Origin of the sequence: Sphingobacterium sp. E70 (assembly GCF_019285695.1) — a bacterium.
Classification (GTDB): Bacteria; Bacteroidota; Bacteroidia; order Sphingobacteriales; family Sphingobacteriaceae; genus Sphingobacterium; species Sphingobacterium detergens.
In genome coordinates this window covers 5336873-5352690 of record NZ_CP079104.1, presented here as the reverse complement: position 1 = coordinate 5352690, position 15818 = coordinate 5336873, and the positions used below count along the sequence as shown (strand labels likewise).

Below are 15818 nucleotides of genomic sequence, written 5' to 3'. Positions count from 1 at the left end.
CCGTACCGATAAGGAGATTGTTATCCTATCGGGTATAAGTGCTGGAGATACTGTATTGACAACAGGTGTTCTCGCATTAAAAGATGGAGTGAAAGTTAAAGTATCATTAGCTAACTAACTGTACATGAATTTATCTGCCGTTTTTATTAAGCGCCCTGTGCTAACCATTGTCGTCAATATTACGATTATTCTATTTGGCTACATTGGCTTTAGCTTTTTGGGTGTACGTGAATACCCTTCTATTGATCCGGCGATCGTATCGGTGCGCACCAATTATGCTGGCGCCAATCCCGATATTATCGAATCCCAGATCACCGAACCTTTAGAGAAAGCAATCAACTCCATCGATGGAATCCGCAACATATCATCCTCCAGCAATCAGGGATCCAGCAATATCACCATCGAATTTGATTTAAAGAAAAATCTGGAAGAGGCTGCCAATGACGTCCGCGATAAGGTATCCCAGGCAGTGAGAAGTTTGCCGCAGGATATCGATGCTCCGCCCGTAGTCTCAAAAGCAGATGCAGATTCCGACCCCATCATTACGCTCACCCTGCAAAGCGAAACGAGAGATAAACTTTCCTTGAGTGACTATGCCGAAAATGTTATCTCCGAAAGATTACAGACCATCCCTGGCGTCAGTAGCACGCAAATCTATGGCCAAAAACGATATGCCATGCGGCTCTGGCTCAATCCTGACCGGATGGCGGCCTATGGTATTACCGCCTCGGATATCCGTACCGCATTGAATAACCAAAATGTCGAATTACCTTCCGGTAAAATTGTTGGTAATACCACTGAATTAACCGTAAAAACCGTAGGTAACCTTTCCACACCCGAGCAGTTTAACAATATTGTCCTAAAAGCAGATAGCACGCGCTTGGTTAAGTTTATAGACATTGGCCGTGCAGAAATTGACGCCGAAAACTTGGAGACCAAAATGGTCAGTAATGGCAAACAACTGGTCGGCGTTGCCATTATTCCACAGCCCGGTACAAATTACCTTGATATCGCCGACAATTTTTACAAGATGCTCGATCAGATGAAAGAAGATATTCCACAAGATATCAGTATCAATATCGCATCTGATAACACCAAATTCATCAAAAAATCCGTTGTAGAGGTTGCTGAGACCTTACTGATTTCCATCATCCTGGTTACGCTGATCATCTATTTCTTCTTTCGCGATTGGGGAATAGCCTTGCGACCGCTATTGGATATCCCGGTTTCATTGATCGCAACTTTTTTATCATGTACATTTTTGGGTTTTCAATCAATGTACTTACCCTGCTTGCGATTGTATTGGCAACTGGACTCGTAGTCGATGATGGGATTGTCGTTACCGAAAACATTTTTAAGAAAGTTGAGGAAGGCATGTCCCCTATCGAAGCTGCGTTAAAGGGTTCAAAGGAGATTTTCTTTGCTGTTATTTCCATTTCCATCACACTAGCTTCTGTTTTCTTACCTGTCATATTTCTGGAGGGATTCGTCGGGCGACTGTTTCGGGAATTCGGTGTGGTCATCGCGTCGGCCGTACTGGTATCAGCCTTTGTTTCACTGACGTTAACTCCTATGCTAAATGCTTATCTGATTAAGGGCGGCGGCCACAAAAAGACCCGCTTTTATGAATGGACTGAGCCGATGTTTGTAAAAATGAACAAAGGTTACGCCAATTCCCTGGATAAATTCATGAGATTCAAATGGATAAGCTTTCCGATCTTATTGATCTGTTTTGTCATCATTGCGGTGATTTTCTCCTCGATCAAAAAAGAAACAGCTCCTTATGACGACCGGAGTGCCATCATGGTCAATGTTACTGGCCCCGAGGGCGCAACCTATGAATACATGGATCGCTATATGCAGGAATTAGATAAACTGGTTTACGATTCGATTCCCGAAAATAAGATCAGTTTGAATATCACCTCTCCAGGTTTTGGAGCCAGTTCGGTCAACTCTGGACGTATTCGGATGACCCTGGTCGATCCTGAAGAACGTACAAGGTCACAAGATGATGTGGCGAAAGAGCTGACCAAATGGACAAAAAAATACGATGGTGTTCGTGTCAATGTATCGCAAACACCAACCATTTCGATGAACCGTCGAGGCGGCTTACCTGTGCAATATATTATTCAGGCACAAAATTTTGAAAAGCTTCAGGAAAAAATACCGGAATTTATGAATGAGGTGAATAATGATCCAACATTCTCAACAACGGATATCAACCTGAAGTTTAACAAACCCGAACTTCATGTCGAGATCGATCGCTTAAAAGCCTTGAGTATGGGTGTATCTGTACTCGATGTATCGCAATCCCTTCAATTGTTGTTAAGTGGTCAGCGTTTTGCTTATTTTATGCGCGATGGCAAGCAATATCAGGTGATTGGACAGGTTGATAACAATAGACGGGCAACGCCAACAGATCTGACCTCAATTTATGTACGCAATAATATCGGACAGCTCATACAACTCGATAACGTTGTCAATGTCAAAGAGGAAAGTAGTCCACCCCAACTATACCACAATAATCGGTATATGTCAGCGACAGTTTCTGCAGGTCTGGCTCCGGGCATGAGTATGAGTGACGGTATTGCGGCGATGGACCGTATCAAGGAGAAAGTATTGGATCAAAGTTTTACCACTGACCTCAGTGGCGAATCCCGATTTTGTCGAAAGTAGTTCCAATACCCTATTTGCTTTTGGATTGGCCCTACTGTTGATCTATTTGATATTAGCCGCTCAGTTTGAAAGCTTCCTGGATCCTTTTATCATCATCCTTACCGTTCCAATGGCCGTAGCTGGTGCACTGATCAGTCTATGGTTATTTGATCAGACCTGGAATATATTCAGCCAGATCGGAACCATCATGCTGATAGGTCTGGTGACGAAAAACGGGATTTTGATTGTTGAATTTGCCAACCAGATGCGTGAAGAAGGAATGGAAAAATTTGAAGCAATCATGCATTCGGCCGAATCACGCCTGCGGCCGATCTTAATGACCAGTCTAGCCATTGCGCTGGGTGCATTACCCATTGCGATGTCCCTGGGTGCAGCTTCTACGAGCCGTATCGGCATGGGGGTTGTCATCGTCGGTGGCACCATATTCTCACTGATATTGACCTTGTTTATTATCCCGGCAATTTATTACATGTGGTCAAGACCAAAGAAACACAGACCTGAATTTGATAACATTAAAAGCTACGAATAGATCAGACATGAAGAGAAATGTAATCATAACACTGCTGCTTAGTTTCATCCTAATTCAAGCTCGTGCACAACAAATGTTGACGCTAGAAGAAGCATTAACAACAACTTTGAGCAACAACTTTAATATCCTTTTGGCGAAAAATGACAACAAAATAGACATTGAAAACACAAGCCTCGGTAGTGCCGGCATGCTTCCAGCGGTTACGGGTAATTTCAGTCGGAGCAACTCGATTCAAAACTCCCGACAGGTACGGGCTGATGGTCAGGTACAACAGATTTCCAATGCGAAAAACGACAATATGTCCTATGGTGTAAATCTCAACTGGACTGTCTTCGACGGGTTCGGTATGTTTGCCCGTCGGGATAGATTCAAAGAAATACAGCGCCAGGGTGAAGCCGAAATCAAATTTGAGGTAATCAGCCAATTGAGTGAAGTTATCGCTACCTATTACAGTCTAGTGCAACAAAAACGTTTATTGAATGCTTTAGACACGACCATTACCCTGTCTCAATATCGCGTTACCCTAGCCGAGAACCGTTTGGAGATCGGAAAAGGATCTAAATTAGATTTACTGAATGCAAAAGTAGATCTAAATACCGATCAGACGAATTTATTGCGTCAACGGGAAAGTTTTCAAAATACGAAGACCTACCTAAACCAGCTCATGACCCGTGATCTGGGCATAGATTTTCAGGTTGAAGACGAAATGAAACTGGATACCGACCTTAAGCTGGGCGATCTGATCCAGATTGCTGACCAACAAAATCCGCAGGTACAGCTCGCTCTTATCAATAGACGGGTTGCCGAACTGAACCTAAAATCTGTAAAGGCGGAACGTTATCCCAAAATAGGCCTGACTACAGGCTATAATTGGAATGAATCCCACTCCTCACTGGGTTTCTCCACCGAAAATAAAAATAAAGGTCTCAACTATGGCGTCACCGCTTCCCTGAATATCTTTAATGGATTTATTCAAAACAGGAATGAACGGATTGCCAAATTTCAGGTACAAAGCACCGAAATACAGATTCAACAACAAAAACAAAGTATACAGGCACAAGTTAGGACCCTATTTCAAACCTATATCACCAACATCGAATTAGCGGATGTAGAAAAAAGAATGAGGAGCTCGCCAAAGAAAATCTAAATATCACCATGGATAAATTTCGCATCGGAACAATCACGACACTCGAGGTTAGAACAGCGCAATTAAATTACATCAATGCCATGACGCGGAGCTATACCGCGCAATACGATGCAAAGGTTTCGGAAATACGTTTGAAAGAATTAACAGGCGAAACCTATTAATTCGCCTGAATTATTAGGCCGCCACCGGCCTGCAAAACCAATCCGTTCGCATTGAAATTAGGCAAGAAAAAAGCTCCTGAGAATTTCAGGAGCTTTTTTTATCGGAAGTCGTTCTTATTAATTAATAGTCAATTGCAATAATAGACCGAAGTGGGATCAATACGCCACTTTTGATCTGAATATATCTATCGGTTAATGACCACGGTGGTTTCGATACGCTTTGGTCCAGAATCTGTTTGAAAGGCTATTTCAGTTTTGGATTTAAATTCATTTCCCAACCGAAGGGCCCCTTTCAATTTATCCATAAAACTCGCTGACTTATCTTCACTCGCAGGGATAAATTTAAATTGAGGAATTTCCTCTTTAGCTATTAGTTCTCCAACCATAATATTAGCATTTAATGTGTAAATTTAATATTTCGCGCTATACTAGATATAACGTGATAAAACCAATCTTATTTTATTATTTTATGCCATTGGCTTATTTAAATCTACCTAATCTGATGATAATAATCAATTAAATAATTGAAAACTATCATTTATTTTACAATAAAAAAACGATTGGCAGCTTTCCGTTTTTTTGTCTATTTATGCCCAAAAACAGCCCAACAGTTCATATTATCTGAATATCTTAAAATTATGTCATTTCATTTTGAATTTAAGGCACAAATCAGTCATATTGCCTAATTTTGCAAAAAACTAAACAACAGATGGAAAAATCAGTCTTTGAGAAAAACTGGGAAATTTATTTCACACAATGTTACTCAATGGTCGTATCCGTTTCTCCGACTTGTCAAATATTCTTCAACTTACTGCGGGTGAACATGCAACCAATGTTGGTTTCGGTTTTAAAGAAATGGCCAAACACAACCAAACTTGGGTGCTCAGCCGAATGCGTATTGAAATCAACAGACTGCCCAAATGGATGGACATTGTTCAGGTAAGAACATGGATACAGGAACTGGAAGGTGCGCGCTCTACACGTAATTTTGAAATTTTGGTGAATGGACAGGTGTATGTTACGGCCACAAGCTATTGGGCGGTAATCAATACCGTAAAAAGAAGTTCCGAAGATCTGGCCATTTCAGCAGCAGGTTTTACAACTTACCCCGATCGCCCTGCGACACAACGACCATTCTCAAAACTGGATATTTCTCAGCTTGTCAAAAATATAGATCAATATATCGTCAAGTTATCTGATCTTGATATTGTTAATCATGCCAATAATGTCAAATACCTGGACTGGTGTATGGATAGACTCCCGATCGAACTCGTTCTGACCAATCAGATCAAGTCGTTGGAGATGAACTACCTCAGAGAACTGCGTTACAATGACACTGTGGACATTAACGGTGATTCGACGGATAAAGGCTATTTTATGACTGTGACGAAACAACAACGTATTCATTTTGCCCTCGAAGTAGAAACTAAATAACGATAAAATAACAAAGGAGGCTTGAGCCTCCTTTGTTATTTTCCGCAGCGCATAGTTACTATGCAAATGCTTTGTCTCCTTTTTGTAAGGAAAGTTCCCGTCATATTTTCCAGGAATTTTGACAAAACGTAGTGCTTTTGTACAACCCAATTCGGAGTTAAAGAAACCTGTCAATGTCAATTGCTTAAACATCGTGAACCAGTGTGGTGGATCATTTTCTACATAATTATACAATTGATTTTGTTTTTCTTTGTTTTCTCCAGGATGTCCTTTTGATCTTCAGCTTGTTTCTTATTGAACTCATTTGCTTCTTTATCCAAAGCTGCTGCTACTGCTGTACGATCTGCAGCCGAAAGCTCAAGGAAAGGTTTTCCTTTGACTTCTTTTGCTTTACTATCCAAGCTTGCAAGACCAGTTACAAATGCTTTCTGTTGTTTTTCAGTGTAACAGTCACGGACCATCACAGGAATAAAGCTTCCTACACCAGCTTCTTTAGCTCCAGGAGTAGCGGTTGCAGGTAAAATAGCCTCAGCTAAATCGCCCAACAAATCTGTCGTTTTTGCTTCAAATAAGCCTTCCACATCCTTTGTAGCCGAACGCGTACAGCCTTCCAAAAATAAATTGGCGCCGATAACGGTACCTCCTAAAATCAAGGCAACTCGTTGTAATGCTTCTCTTCTATTCATACTACTAAATATCTTAATTTTAGAAATTATATTTCATTTCCCAACCTTGTCTGTAATTACGTTTGACATATTGATTCACATGATCAAAGTTTGTCACACGCATATTGTCATTATCCCATAACAATTTTAGATTACGTCCTGGATATTTTCCATCTAAACGTAAATCAGCACCTCTGATCGCAAGGTTCGCCATCAACAAAGCTTCAGTCAATGGACCAGCAATTTCAAATGGTGAACTCACTTCTTTTTACCATAACCAGCTTGACAAGCTTCCACCCATTGTGCATAGTGACCAGATTCTTGTCCCGGTACACGTGCATATTTCTGCGCCACTTGATCTTTTCTTGATGTTGGTAACAAACGTGCATTTTGACCGTAGGTATCCGCAAGGATCTTACCTTTGGTACCGACTAGCAAAATACCATTACCACCATCACCGAAGATTTCATTTGGACCCAATTCATCCGGACGTGCAGGTTGAATACCACCATCCATCCAATGTAACGTTACAGGACCATTTGTACGTGGTGTTTTAGGGAATGTCAATGTCGCGTGACTCGATGGAGGGCAGCTCTCAGGGAAATAACCACGTTTGAACTCATCCACATAAACAGAACCTACAGTTGCCTGTACATCTTGTACGTAAGTCAGACCTAAAGTACTAAAAGGAACTTCCAGCAAGTGACAACCCATGTCACCCAATGCACCAGTACCATAATCCCACCAGCCACGCCAGTTGAACGGCACCAATTTATCTACATACTCCTTGTGAGGAGCAGTTCCCAACCAAAGATCCCAATCCAATTCTTTCGGAATTTCAGCTTTACCTGTAGGCCATGCAATACCAGAAGGCCATACCGGACGGTCAGTCCAACAATATACCGTATGTACATCACCGATTAAACCAGCTTCATACCATTCACGAACAAAACGTGGTCCATCATTGGAAGCCCCTTGGTTTCCCATCTGGGTGACAACTTTATATTTCTTCGCTGCATGTGTCAGTGCTCTTGCTTCCCAAACATCATGAGTCAATGGTTTCTGAACATAGACGTGCTTGCCAAGTTGCATGGCAGCCAACGCTTGAATTGCATGTTGATGATCTGGAGTAGAAACAGAAACAGCTTCTATGCGTTTATGCTCTTTGTCCAACATCTCACGATAATCTTTATAATATTTTGCTTTTGGGTAACGTTTCAACGCACCTGCAGCACGACGATCATCCACGTCACATAGGAAAGCAAGATCCGCTTTACCTGAATCATGAAACGAGTTAATGTCGCTGAACCCTTTACCCCCTACACCAATACCAGCTATTTGTAACTTATCACTAGGAGCGATGAAACCATTTCCTCCTAATACATGACGAGGAACGATCATAAAAGCTGCCGCAGCGGTTGCCGCAGTCTTTAAGAAATCTCTTCTGCTCGACTTATTTGAGTTATTTTCCATTGTTATCAATCTTTAGCTATTAGATATTACCTTTTTCAATTCACTAACCGCATAATCGACCGCACGTGCAGTAAGTGCCATATAAGTAAGTGAAGGGTTGACACAACCAGCAGAAGTCATACATGCACCGTCTGTAACAAATACATTCAATGCATCCCAAACCTGGTTATTACCGTTCAATACCGATGTTTTAGGATCGAGACCCATACGCGCTGTTCCCATCTCGTGGATACCTTGGCCAAGTCCATATACATTGTCATATGTATAGGTATCTTTTACGCCAATACTTTCCAGCATTTCCTTCATTTCATTTTGCATGTCAGCACGCATCTTCAATTCATTATCTTTGATTTCGGCATCAAATGATAATACAGGTAAGCCCCATTTATCCTTTTTGCTTTTATCAAGCGTAATTTTATTTTCATGGTACGGTAAGGTTTCTCCGAAAGCCGTGAAGCCCACGTTCCAGTCACCTGGTTCACAGATCGCATCTTTCCATGCGCCACCAACTTCCATCTCTGCGACAGCACCAGACCAACGGCCTCTGCCTGCAGCACCTTGATAGCCAAATCCACGGACATAATCACGTTTCTTTGTATCGCCATCAACGTTTACAAACGTGGCACATATAAACCTGTTGGACGACGACCAAATACATAACTGTCCAGGTAGCCCTCGACCTTACCACCGGCACCACAACGGAAGTGGTGATCCATTAGGTTGTGACCAAGCTCACCGCTGCTGCTTCCAAGACCACCCTCCCATACGTCGGTAGCAGAGTTCATCAATACCCAAGTCGAATTTAGTGCTGATGCGCACACAAAAATGACCTTCGCAAAGAACTCATAGGTTTTGTTTGTTTCAGCATCAACAATTTCAACACCCTTCGCCTTTTTCGTATTTTTATCGTAGATAATCTTTGTAACAATAGAAAACGGACGTAGTGTTAGGTTGTTCGTTTTCTTTGCTGCTGGTAAAGTTGCTGATTGCGTACTGAAATAAGCACCAAAGTTACAACCCAACCAACATTGATTTTGGTATTGACAGTTGACACGGCCCTCATGTGGCACGGTGATATTCGCAGTCCGTCCCATAATGAAATGACGCTTGCCACCATATTGTTTTTTCAATCGTTCAGCCAAATCCTTCTCGACAATATTCATTGGCATCGGTGGCATATAATCCCCGTCAGGAAGCGAAGCAACCCCGTCTCTATTTCCAGAGATACCAGCAAATTTTTCCGCGTAGCTATACCAAGGTGCAATATCTTTATAACGGATTGGCCAATCTACCCCATGCCCATCTTTCAAGTTAGCTTCGAAATCAAGGTCACCAAGGCGATAAGATTGTCTACCCCACATTAATGATCTACCACCTACATGATACCCACGGTACCAATCAAAACGCTTCACTTCTGTATAAGGACTGTCCTTCTCATTCACCCAAAAGTCAAGGTTCTTTTCGTTCAATGGATAATCTCTGCGCAATACTGGATAATCCTCAATCATCTGCTGGGTACGACCACCAGCATGAGGCCATTCCCATGGCATTTTGTTTGGCGCAGTATAATCCTTAATGTGTTCGATGTTACGACCACGCTCTAGCATAATTGTTTTCAGTCCTTTTTCTGTCAATTCTTTCGCAGCCCATCCACCACTTATCCCAGAACCGATTACAATCGCGTCATAAGTATTTGTTGCCATCTCTCTTCTAATTATTTGTTTTTAAATAGTTATTTTTTCTGTTTAGTGTGCAGCGTTGGCATTATCTACCTTCTCATCTTTAAAGAGCGCTAAAAAGATAAAAACACCACTGCGGCAATAATTGCGGAACGACCCAAGTATGATTCCAAAATGCAGCTAAATCTGTTGCTTTCAAATCTTTGTATTTATCACCTACATAACTTGCTACCCAGAAGCCGATCAACTGACCAACACCGTATGTTGCCAGTGTAATCAATCCTTGTGCTGCAGATTTGTATTTAATACCAGCTTTGCTATCTGTATAAATCTGTCCTGAAACAAAGAAAAAGTCATAACAGATTCCGTGTAATGCGATACCGATAAGCAACATGAACGAAAGTTCACCGGCATTGCCATAAGCAAACAATAGATAACGGATCACCCATGCCAACATTCCTACTAGGATCGTTTTCTTGAATCCGAATTTTGTAAAGAAAACCGGAAGAGCCAATAAGAACAAGACCTCTGAAGCCTGACCGATCGTCATCTTACCAGTTGGGTTTTCCAAACCAATTTCTGTAAGGAATAGATTCGCGTTTGAATAATAGAATGCTAAAGGAATACAGATTAGAACGGAGGATACAAAAAGATCAAAAAGTTTTTGTCTTTCAACAATTTGATGGCATCTAAGCCAATGATTGATGCAAATGATGGTTTCTCACCTTCATCCAGTTTAACTGGAGGTGTTTTTGGTAAAGCAAAGGAAAATACCCCTAATACCAAAGAAGCTACACCCGACATCAAGAATGTATTCTTCAGCGCGCCATCAGAAGCTGCCGCATCCCATTTGAAGATATAGCTAATTGCTAGACCTGCCACAATCCAACCAATTGTTCCCCAGATACGTATAGCCGAAAACTGCTTTTCTGGATTTGTTAATTGGCGAAATGAAACCGAGCTTGCTAAAGCTAATGTAGGCATATATAAAACCATATAGGCCAATACATAGGGATAAAAAGTAGACATATCGGCCGCACCGTACATCTGATACATTAATACGGCACCGACCAAGTGCAAAACACCCAAAATACGCTCGGCATTAAAATAACGATCGGCAATCATTCCTACGATAAAGGGAGCGATGATCGCACCCAATGACTGCGTCGAAAATACATTAGCCATTTCGAAATCCGTTGCGTGCAGATTTTTGCTCAAAAAAGTGCCTAATGTGACAAACCATCCCCCAAATAAAAAAATTCAAGGAACATCATGAAGGATAGTTTAAATTTTATTGTTGATGAAATCATAAATAAATGGTGTTTTACAATACTACTAATTGGTTTTACCTGCTCAATTTAAGAAATTAAATCTAATTGTCAATAGTACACTATTAAAATATTACAAAAAGCTATCGACCTCACGGTAGGCTGTTACCAATCTATCTTCACCCTCTTTACCAGGCTTAGAATTACCATGCTCCATACCCATTATACCCTTATATCCTTTACTATGAATATGTTTGAATACGTTTTTATAATTGATCTCTCCTGTAGTTGGTTCTTTACGGCCCGGATTATCACCAATTTGAATATACGCAATTTCATCCCAACAACGGTTCATGTTAGCAATCAAATCTCCTTCTGTACGTTGCATATGGTAGATATCGTACAATATCTTACACGAAGGACTGTTGACAGCCTTACACATGGCATAGGTTTCATGCGTTTGCTGTAAAAATAATTCCGGTGTATCACTTAAAGTCTCCAGTACCATCACCAGACCATGTGGTTCGAAGATCTCTGCTCCTCTACGCATCGCCTCAAGGATATTGCTGAATTGATTTCCCCAAGGTAATCTCCGCTCATAGAATCCGGGAACCACCGTAAGCCATTTTGCGTTACAGCGTTTGGCCGCTTCCACCGACTTATGACAGGTTTCACAAATTTATCTAAGAACTCCTTTTTGCCTGTTGCTAAGGAAGGCATCCAGTTTTGACCACCATCAACGACAAATACGCCCATCGTCATTCCCAACTTGGCCAGTAGGTCCCCTACTTTCTTTTGCTCATCCAATGTGCGGCCGAGGTAACCGTTATCTTCAATTCCCCGGAAACCCAAATCATGCATATAACGGATTTCGTCCAGGAAGTTGTCCCCTGCATGATTCTTGAACATCCCCTGATGTGGTGCATAATTTAGATTGAATGTCTTTCCTTTATCCATCATATTGGTTGCATTTTGGTTTGTTGAGGCAAATGTATGCCCAGATAATCCGGCTCCAGCGGCCAAAAGGCCACCTTTGATAAAATCAGATCTTTTCATTTTGTTTATAGTTGATTAATTTTTAAATAATTTACCAAATCCTTCTGAATAAATCGTCTGAATGGCTTGGTTTTTATTTTTATAAATGACAAAAACTTCCACGTCTTTCATTTTTTGGCCTTCGCGATAATCTCTGTCGGTTCCATTCCCATAAAGTAGTTGTCCAAAGCATCAGCATCCATGGCGGTTCTGGTATATACTGTAACACTTAATACACTAGTTGTATAAGGAAAACCTGTCACCGGATTGATATGATGCCCCATTTTTTTATCCTTATATTTAATAAATTTCTCAAAACTACCTGCTGTGGTTAGTGCACCGGTTTTGAGTTGGACAACCGCTGTCATGATATCCTCCTGCTTACTTTCGTCGGGTTGGACAATCCCGATGGAAAAGCCCTTTGTCCCGGCGGAGTTCCAGAAGTTCTAATTTCACCACCTACTTCCACCATATAATTGGAAATTCCTTTATGTCCGAGATAATCAGCCAGTACATCGACAGTATACCCTTGTGCGATACCATTGACATCAATCTTAACCCCTGCTTTTTTTTGATTAGCTGCTTGCGCTTGACTTTAAGATAATGCATACCTACAAATTGCTTGGCGGCATAAACTGTTGCCGAATCCGGAGCAACCGCGCTTTTTTAATACCAAAGCCCCAAAGGTTGACCAATGGGGCAATAGTAATATCGAATTGGCCTTTAGATAGTTTGTTGTATCGGAATGAAGCCGCAATGACATGAGCCATATGCTTATCCATTTCAATCTGCATAACGCTGTCTTGATTAAACAAGGATATTTTTGAATCCTTGCGATAGATCGACATGGATAGATCGATAACTTTTAAGATGCTATCAATCTCCGAGCGCCTAACAAGACTATCCGAGGCGAAATAAGTAACGTGAAATTGCGTGCCTTGTGCAGGGCCTTCCAGGCGAATCTTGCTTAACTCTTTTGAACCAGTCTGTGCCTGTAAACCAAGCGCTCCAATAATAAAAAGAATATACAGCAGATTTCCCTATTTAGCCCCATCACTGCACTGCTATTAAATATAAAGGCTTGTATTTTGACCAGGGTTTGCCACGGCATAAAAACCCTCTGTATCAGGAAGCAACTTTGGTTTAGCATCCCAAGCCAGTACATCTGGTCCCAATTTGATTGTTGATTTCAATGCCTCATCCCATTTGATAACCTTGCCTGTATAACAAGCAATACGCCCAATGATCCCCGTTAAAGTACTATAAGCGCCATACTCTGCGTTGTCAAACTTGTACTCGCCTTTCGTGATCGCTTCAAAAAGTTCCTTGTGCTCTTGTTGATATGGATTTGGATTACCTTTCGCGTCATGGCGATAGATCTCTTTACCTTTCCAATCATACAATACAGCCTGTCCACCAGCCGAAAGATATACGCGGCCTTTTGTTGCCTGAAACTGCTCATCAACACGGTTTTGTATCCCTTCAAAATGTCGACATTGGCTATACACCACACTGTTGTCCGCATAAGTCAGTTCAAGTGCAAAATTATCATAGATTTCGCCGTATTCTTTACCAGTACGGTGTGCTCTACTTCCTGTCCCCTGGATGGATACCGGATAAGAACCTTTCACCCAGTTAGCAATATCGATATTGTGTACGTGCTGTTCTACGATATGGTCACCACACAGCCAGTTGAAATAATACCAGTTGCGCATCTGATATTCCATTTCTGTTTGCTCCGGTTTACGTGGACGTACCCATACACCACCTGAATTCCAATACACCTGTCCAGAAGTAATATCACCGATTGCACCATCGTGAATACGCTTGATCGCTTCACGATAGTTGGTCTGATAACGACGTTGCAAACCGACGACAACATTTAATTTTTTGCGCTTAGCTTCAGCAGCGGCACGTATAACTTGTTGTACACCTGGAATATCAACAGCGACAGGTTTCTCCATAAAAACATGTTTTCCTGACGAATTGCCTCTTCAAAATGTGTTGGTCTAAACCCTGGAGGCGTTGCTAAAATAACAACATCTGCTAATTTGATCGCCTCTTTATAAGCGTCAAACCCTACAAATTTATGATTATCGCTGACATCGATTTTATCTTGCCATTTCTCTTTAAGCGTTTTATATGTACTATCTAAATTATCTTTAAATGCATCAGCCAATGCAACAACTTTAATATTTGCTCCTGAGCTTAAGGCGTCAAATGTAGCACCGGTACCTCTACCCCCACAGCCTACTAAAGCGACTTTGATAACATCAGAACCAGCAGCATAGGCTCCGGATAAAGGCAGCGAGCTTAACATGGCACCGCCAGCAACCACGGCAGAAGTTTTAATAAAATCTCTTCTTTCTAGATTTTCCATAACAGTTTTATATTGATTATTTTATTTTTTAAAAATCTTTAATTGGTTTTTTATCATAATAAGCCATTATTTCCTCATGGCTAGGTGGATTCAATGGTCGTACTAAACGCATACCGACAAATGGTGCCTCCGGAAACCACCAATTACTTTTTGGAACCTGAGGGTCCAATTGTTTCCAAACCGGGTCTGAGGCGTTCCGGGCAGCTGAACGGAGATCAGCTGCAACGTTATCGAAAGCTCCCCACGGACAACATGCGGATATAAGGTTGTTGGAACGACAACAGGATTCGTTAACACCTTATCCTTACCTTCATTATAGCTATCGGCTTTGTATTGATCATAGGTCCATTCACCCACATTACCATAAATATCATAAAGGCCCCATGGATTAGGTTTCTTCTCTCCTACAGCATGTGTTTTTTGCTCCGAATTATCTTTATACCAGGCATACTCACCCAGTTGAGCTTCTTTATCGCCAAAAAAGTAAGCAGTCTTAGCACCGGCGCGTGCAGCATACTCCCATTCCGCCTCAGTTGGCAGACGATAGAACACACCTGTACGTACATATAACCATTTACAAAATTGGATCGCATTATAGTGCGTCATGGCAAGTGCTGGATGCCCTTCTTTACCAAAACCAAAGGTCATATCAAGGTAGGGCTTCGTAGGTCTGGTTACAGCGTCTATTTCCGGCGCAACCTTCCCGTCCTTGCTTTTTGCGATTTCATAATCTTTGTACAGAAAGGGCTCAAACAAGTCCCAGGTCACTTCATACTGCCCCATCCAGAACGGATCGAGTTTAACCTCATGTACTGGCTTTTCATCATCCTTCCTCCAGTAACAGACCCCATTTTGAAGCTTCCGCCCGGAATTGCCACCATTTTAAACGAAAGATTGGTCCCTTCAATGGTTTGCTCATAAGGATCGAACTTCTTTTGAGCGATAGCATGTACCCCAGCAAACAGCAAAACAGGAATTAAGAATCTTTTAACATATTTAGGTTTCTATTTAAAGACTAAAATATAAAATAAGGTGTATAGTTTACACTTTGACATTATAACTTTTTATTACAGTTTAATTCTTAACAAAAGTAACCATTCGTAATAACGGTTTAGCAAGCAGACTTGGCCACTCCACAGGAGGCTTAGGTTTGTTAAAAATAGTCCCTTCACTAAAACTTTCATGCTCCTATAAGCACCAACAGCCATGAAAGTCAACTGAAGGTTCTTTCTGACCAATAGAAAACAGACAATTCAGAAAAAAAGGTTTTCCATACGAATGGAAAACCTTTTATCTCTTTACTGATCCGTATCCTTTATAGCAGGATTTTTCGGCTCACCGTCTTGTCTATGGTAATATATCCAGGGTAGA

Annotated in this window: 11 protein-coding genes and 6 pseudogenes; 4 read left to right on the top strand and 13 right to left on the bottom strand. The window is 41.4% G+C overall.

Annotated elements, in window-relative coordinates; all coding sequences use genetic code 11:
* Positions 1–124 precede the first annotated feature (124 nt).
* From KUH03_RS38250 to KUH03_RS38245, 3 genes and pseudogenes are all read left to right on the top strand, one after another.
* Positions 125–2676, top strand: a pseudogene (locus KUH03_RS38250) (efflux RND transporter permease subunit).
* Positions 2648–3205 carry an efflux RND transporter permease subunit gene (locus tag KUH03_RS49795; RefSeq protein WP_373564561.1) on the top strand — a complete coding sequence of 186 codons (558 nt, stop codon included), beginning with the start codon at positions 2648–2650 and terminating at the stop codon, positions 3203–3205. The pseudogene KUH03_RS38250 and the gene KUH03_RS49795 overlap by 29 nt, the downstream one beginning before the upstream one ends.
* Positions 3206–3212: 7 nt before the next feature.
* Positions 3213–4513 (top strand): annotated as a pseudogene (locus KUH03_RS38245) (TolC family protein).
* Positions 4514–4698: 185 nt separating this feature from the next.
* Here KUH03_RS38245 and KUH03_RS38235 read toward each other — a convergent pair.
* Positions 4699–4899 (bottom strand): hypothetical protein, encoded by a 201-nt coding sequence (locus KUH03_RS38235; protein ID WP_257089899.1) that lies wholly within the window; start codon positions 4897–4899, stop codon positions 4699–4701.
* 370 nt (positions 4900–5269) lie between these two features.
* Here KUH03_RS38235 and KUH03_RS38230 point away from each other — a divergent pair, with 370 nt between their 5' ends.
* The gene (locus KUH03_RS38230; RefSeq protein WP_257089898.1) at positions 5270–5947 is read left to right on the top strand and encodes an acyl-[acyl-carrier-protein] thioesterase; all 678 of its coding nucleotides are present in this window, start codon (positions 5270–5272) and stop codon (positions 5945–5947) included.
* 218 nt (positions 5948–6165) lie between these two features.
* Here KUH03_RS38230 and KUH03_RS38225 read toward each other — a convergent pair whose 3' ends face one another.
* The 12 genes and pseudogenes from KUH03_RS38225 to KUH03_RS38170 all read right to left on the bottom strand — a co-directional run bounded on the left by KUH03_RS38225 (position 6166) and on the right by KUH03_RS38170 (position 15415).
* Positions 6166–6633 (bottom strand): gluconate 2-dehydrogenase subunit 3 family protein, encoded by a 468-nt coding sequence (locus KUH03_RS38225; protein ID WP_257089897.1) that lies wholly within the window; start codon positions 6631–6633, stop codon positions 6166–6168.
* 19 nt (positions 6634–6652) lie between these two features.
* Positions 6653–8085 (bottom strand): annotated as a pseudogene (locus tag KUH03_RS38220) (Gfo/Idh/MocA family protein).
* A 12-nt stretch (positions 8086–8097) separates the two neighbouring features.
* Positions 8098–9788, bottom strand: a pseudogene (locus tag KUH03_RS38215) (GMC oxidoreductase).
* A 79-nt stretch (positions 9789–9867) separates the two neighbouring features.
* Positions 9868–10949 (bottom strand): annotated as a pseudogene (locus KUH03_RS38210) (MFS transporter).
* Positions 10950–11165: 216 nt separating this feature from the next.
* Positions 11166–11648, bottom strand: a complete 483-nt coding sequence (locus tag KUH03_RS38205) for a TIM barrel protein (protein WP_257089896.1) — start codon at positions 11646–11648, stop codon at positions 11166–11168.
* Positions 11540–12088, bottom strand: coding sequence for a hypothetical protein (locus KUH03_RS38200; RefSeq protein ID WP_257089895.1), 549 nt, complete (start codon positions 12086–12088; stop codon positions 11540–11542). Before KUH03_RS38200 ends, KUH03_RS38205 begins: the two co-directional genes overlap by 109 nt.
* A 107-nt stretch (positions 12089–12195) precedes the next feature.
* Positions 12196–12605: pseudogene (locus tag KUH03_RS38195) on the bottom strand (FAD:protein FMN transferase).
* Between the two features lie 73 nt (positions 12606–12678).
* Entirely contained in the window at positions 12679–13023 is a 345-nt protein-coding gene (locus KUH03_RS38190) for an FAD:protein FMN transferase (RefSeq protein ID WP_257097730.1), read from the bottom strand.
* 111 nt (positions 13024–13134) lie between these two features.
* Complete coding sequence (locus KUH03_RS38185) at positions 13135–14031, bottom strand: Gfo/Idh/MocA family protein (RefSeq protein WP_257089894.1); 897 nt, start codon at positions 14029–14031, stop codon at positions 13135–13137.
* On the bottom strand, positions 13950–14447 hold the full coding sequence (locus KUH03_RS38180) for a twin-arginine translocation signal domain-containing protein (RefSeq protein ID WP_257089893.1): 498 nt from the start codon (positions 14445–14447) through the stop codon (positions 13950–13952). Before KUH03_RS38180 ends, KUH03_RS38185 begins: the two co-directional genes overlap by 82 nt.
* Positions 14448–14549: 102 nt before the next feature.
* A complete protein-coding gene (locus tag KUH03_RS38175) occupies positions 14550–15230 on the bottom strand; it encodes a formylglycine-generating enzyme family protein (protein WP_257089892.1) in 681 nt (226 codons plus the stop codon).
* Positions 15212–15415, bottom strand: coding sequence for a hypothetical protein (locus KUH03_RS38170; RefSeq protein ID WP_257089891.1), 204 nt, complete (start codon positions 15413–15415; stop codon positions 15212–15214). The genes KUH03_RS38175 and KUH03_RS38170 overlap by 19 nt, the downstream gene beginning before the upstream one ends.
* Between the last annotated feature and the right edge of the window lie 403 nt (positions 15416–15818).

Bases quoted from the DNA above. Each gene is read 5' to 3' on its own strand.
- KUH03_RS38235 (WP_257089899.1), bottom strand. From the start codon at position 4,899: ATGGTTGGAGAACTAATAGCTAAAGAGGAAATTCCTCAATTTAAATTT.
- KUH03_RS38200 (WP_257089895.1), bottom strand. From the start codon at position 12,088: ATGAAAAGATCTGATTTTATCAAAGGTGGCCTTTTGGCCGCTGGAGCC.
- KUH03_RS38230 (WP_257089898.1), top strand. From the start codon at position 5,270: ATGTTACTCAATGGTCGTATCCGTTTCTCCGACTTGTCAAATATTCTT.
- KUH03_RS38180 (WP_257089893.1), bottom strand. From the start codon at position 14,447: ATGGAAAATCTAGAAAGAAGAGATTTTATTAAAACTTCTGCCGTGGTT.
- KUH03_RS38185 (WP_257089894.1), bottom strand. From the start codon at position 14,031: ATGGAGAAACCTGTCGCTGTTGATATTCCAGGTGTACAACAAGTTATA.
- KUH03_RS38175 (WP_257089892.1), bottom strand. From the start codon at position 15,230: ATGGGGCAGTATGAAGTGACCTGGGACTTGTTTGAGCCCTTTCTGTAC.
- KUH03_RS38225 (WP_257089897.1), bottom strand. From the start codon at position 6,633: ATGAATAGAAGAGAAGCATTACAACGAGTTGCCTTGATTTTAGGAGGT.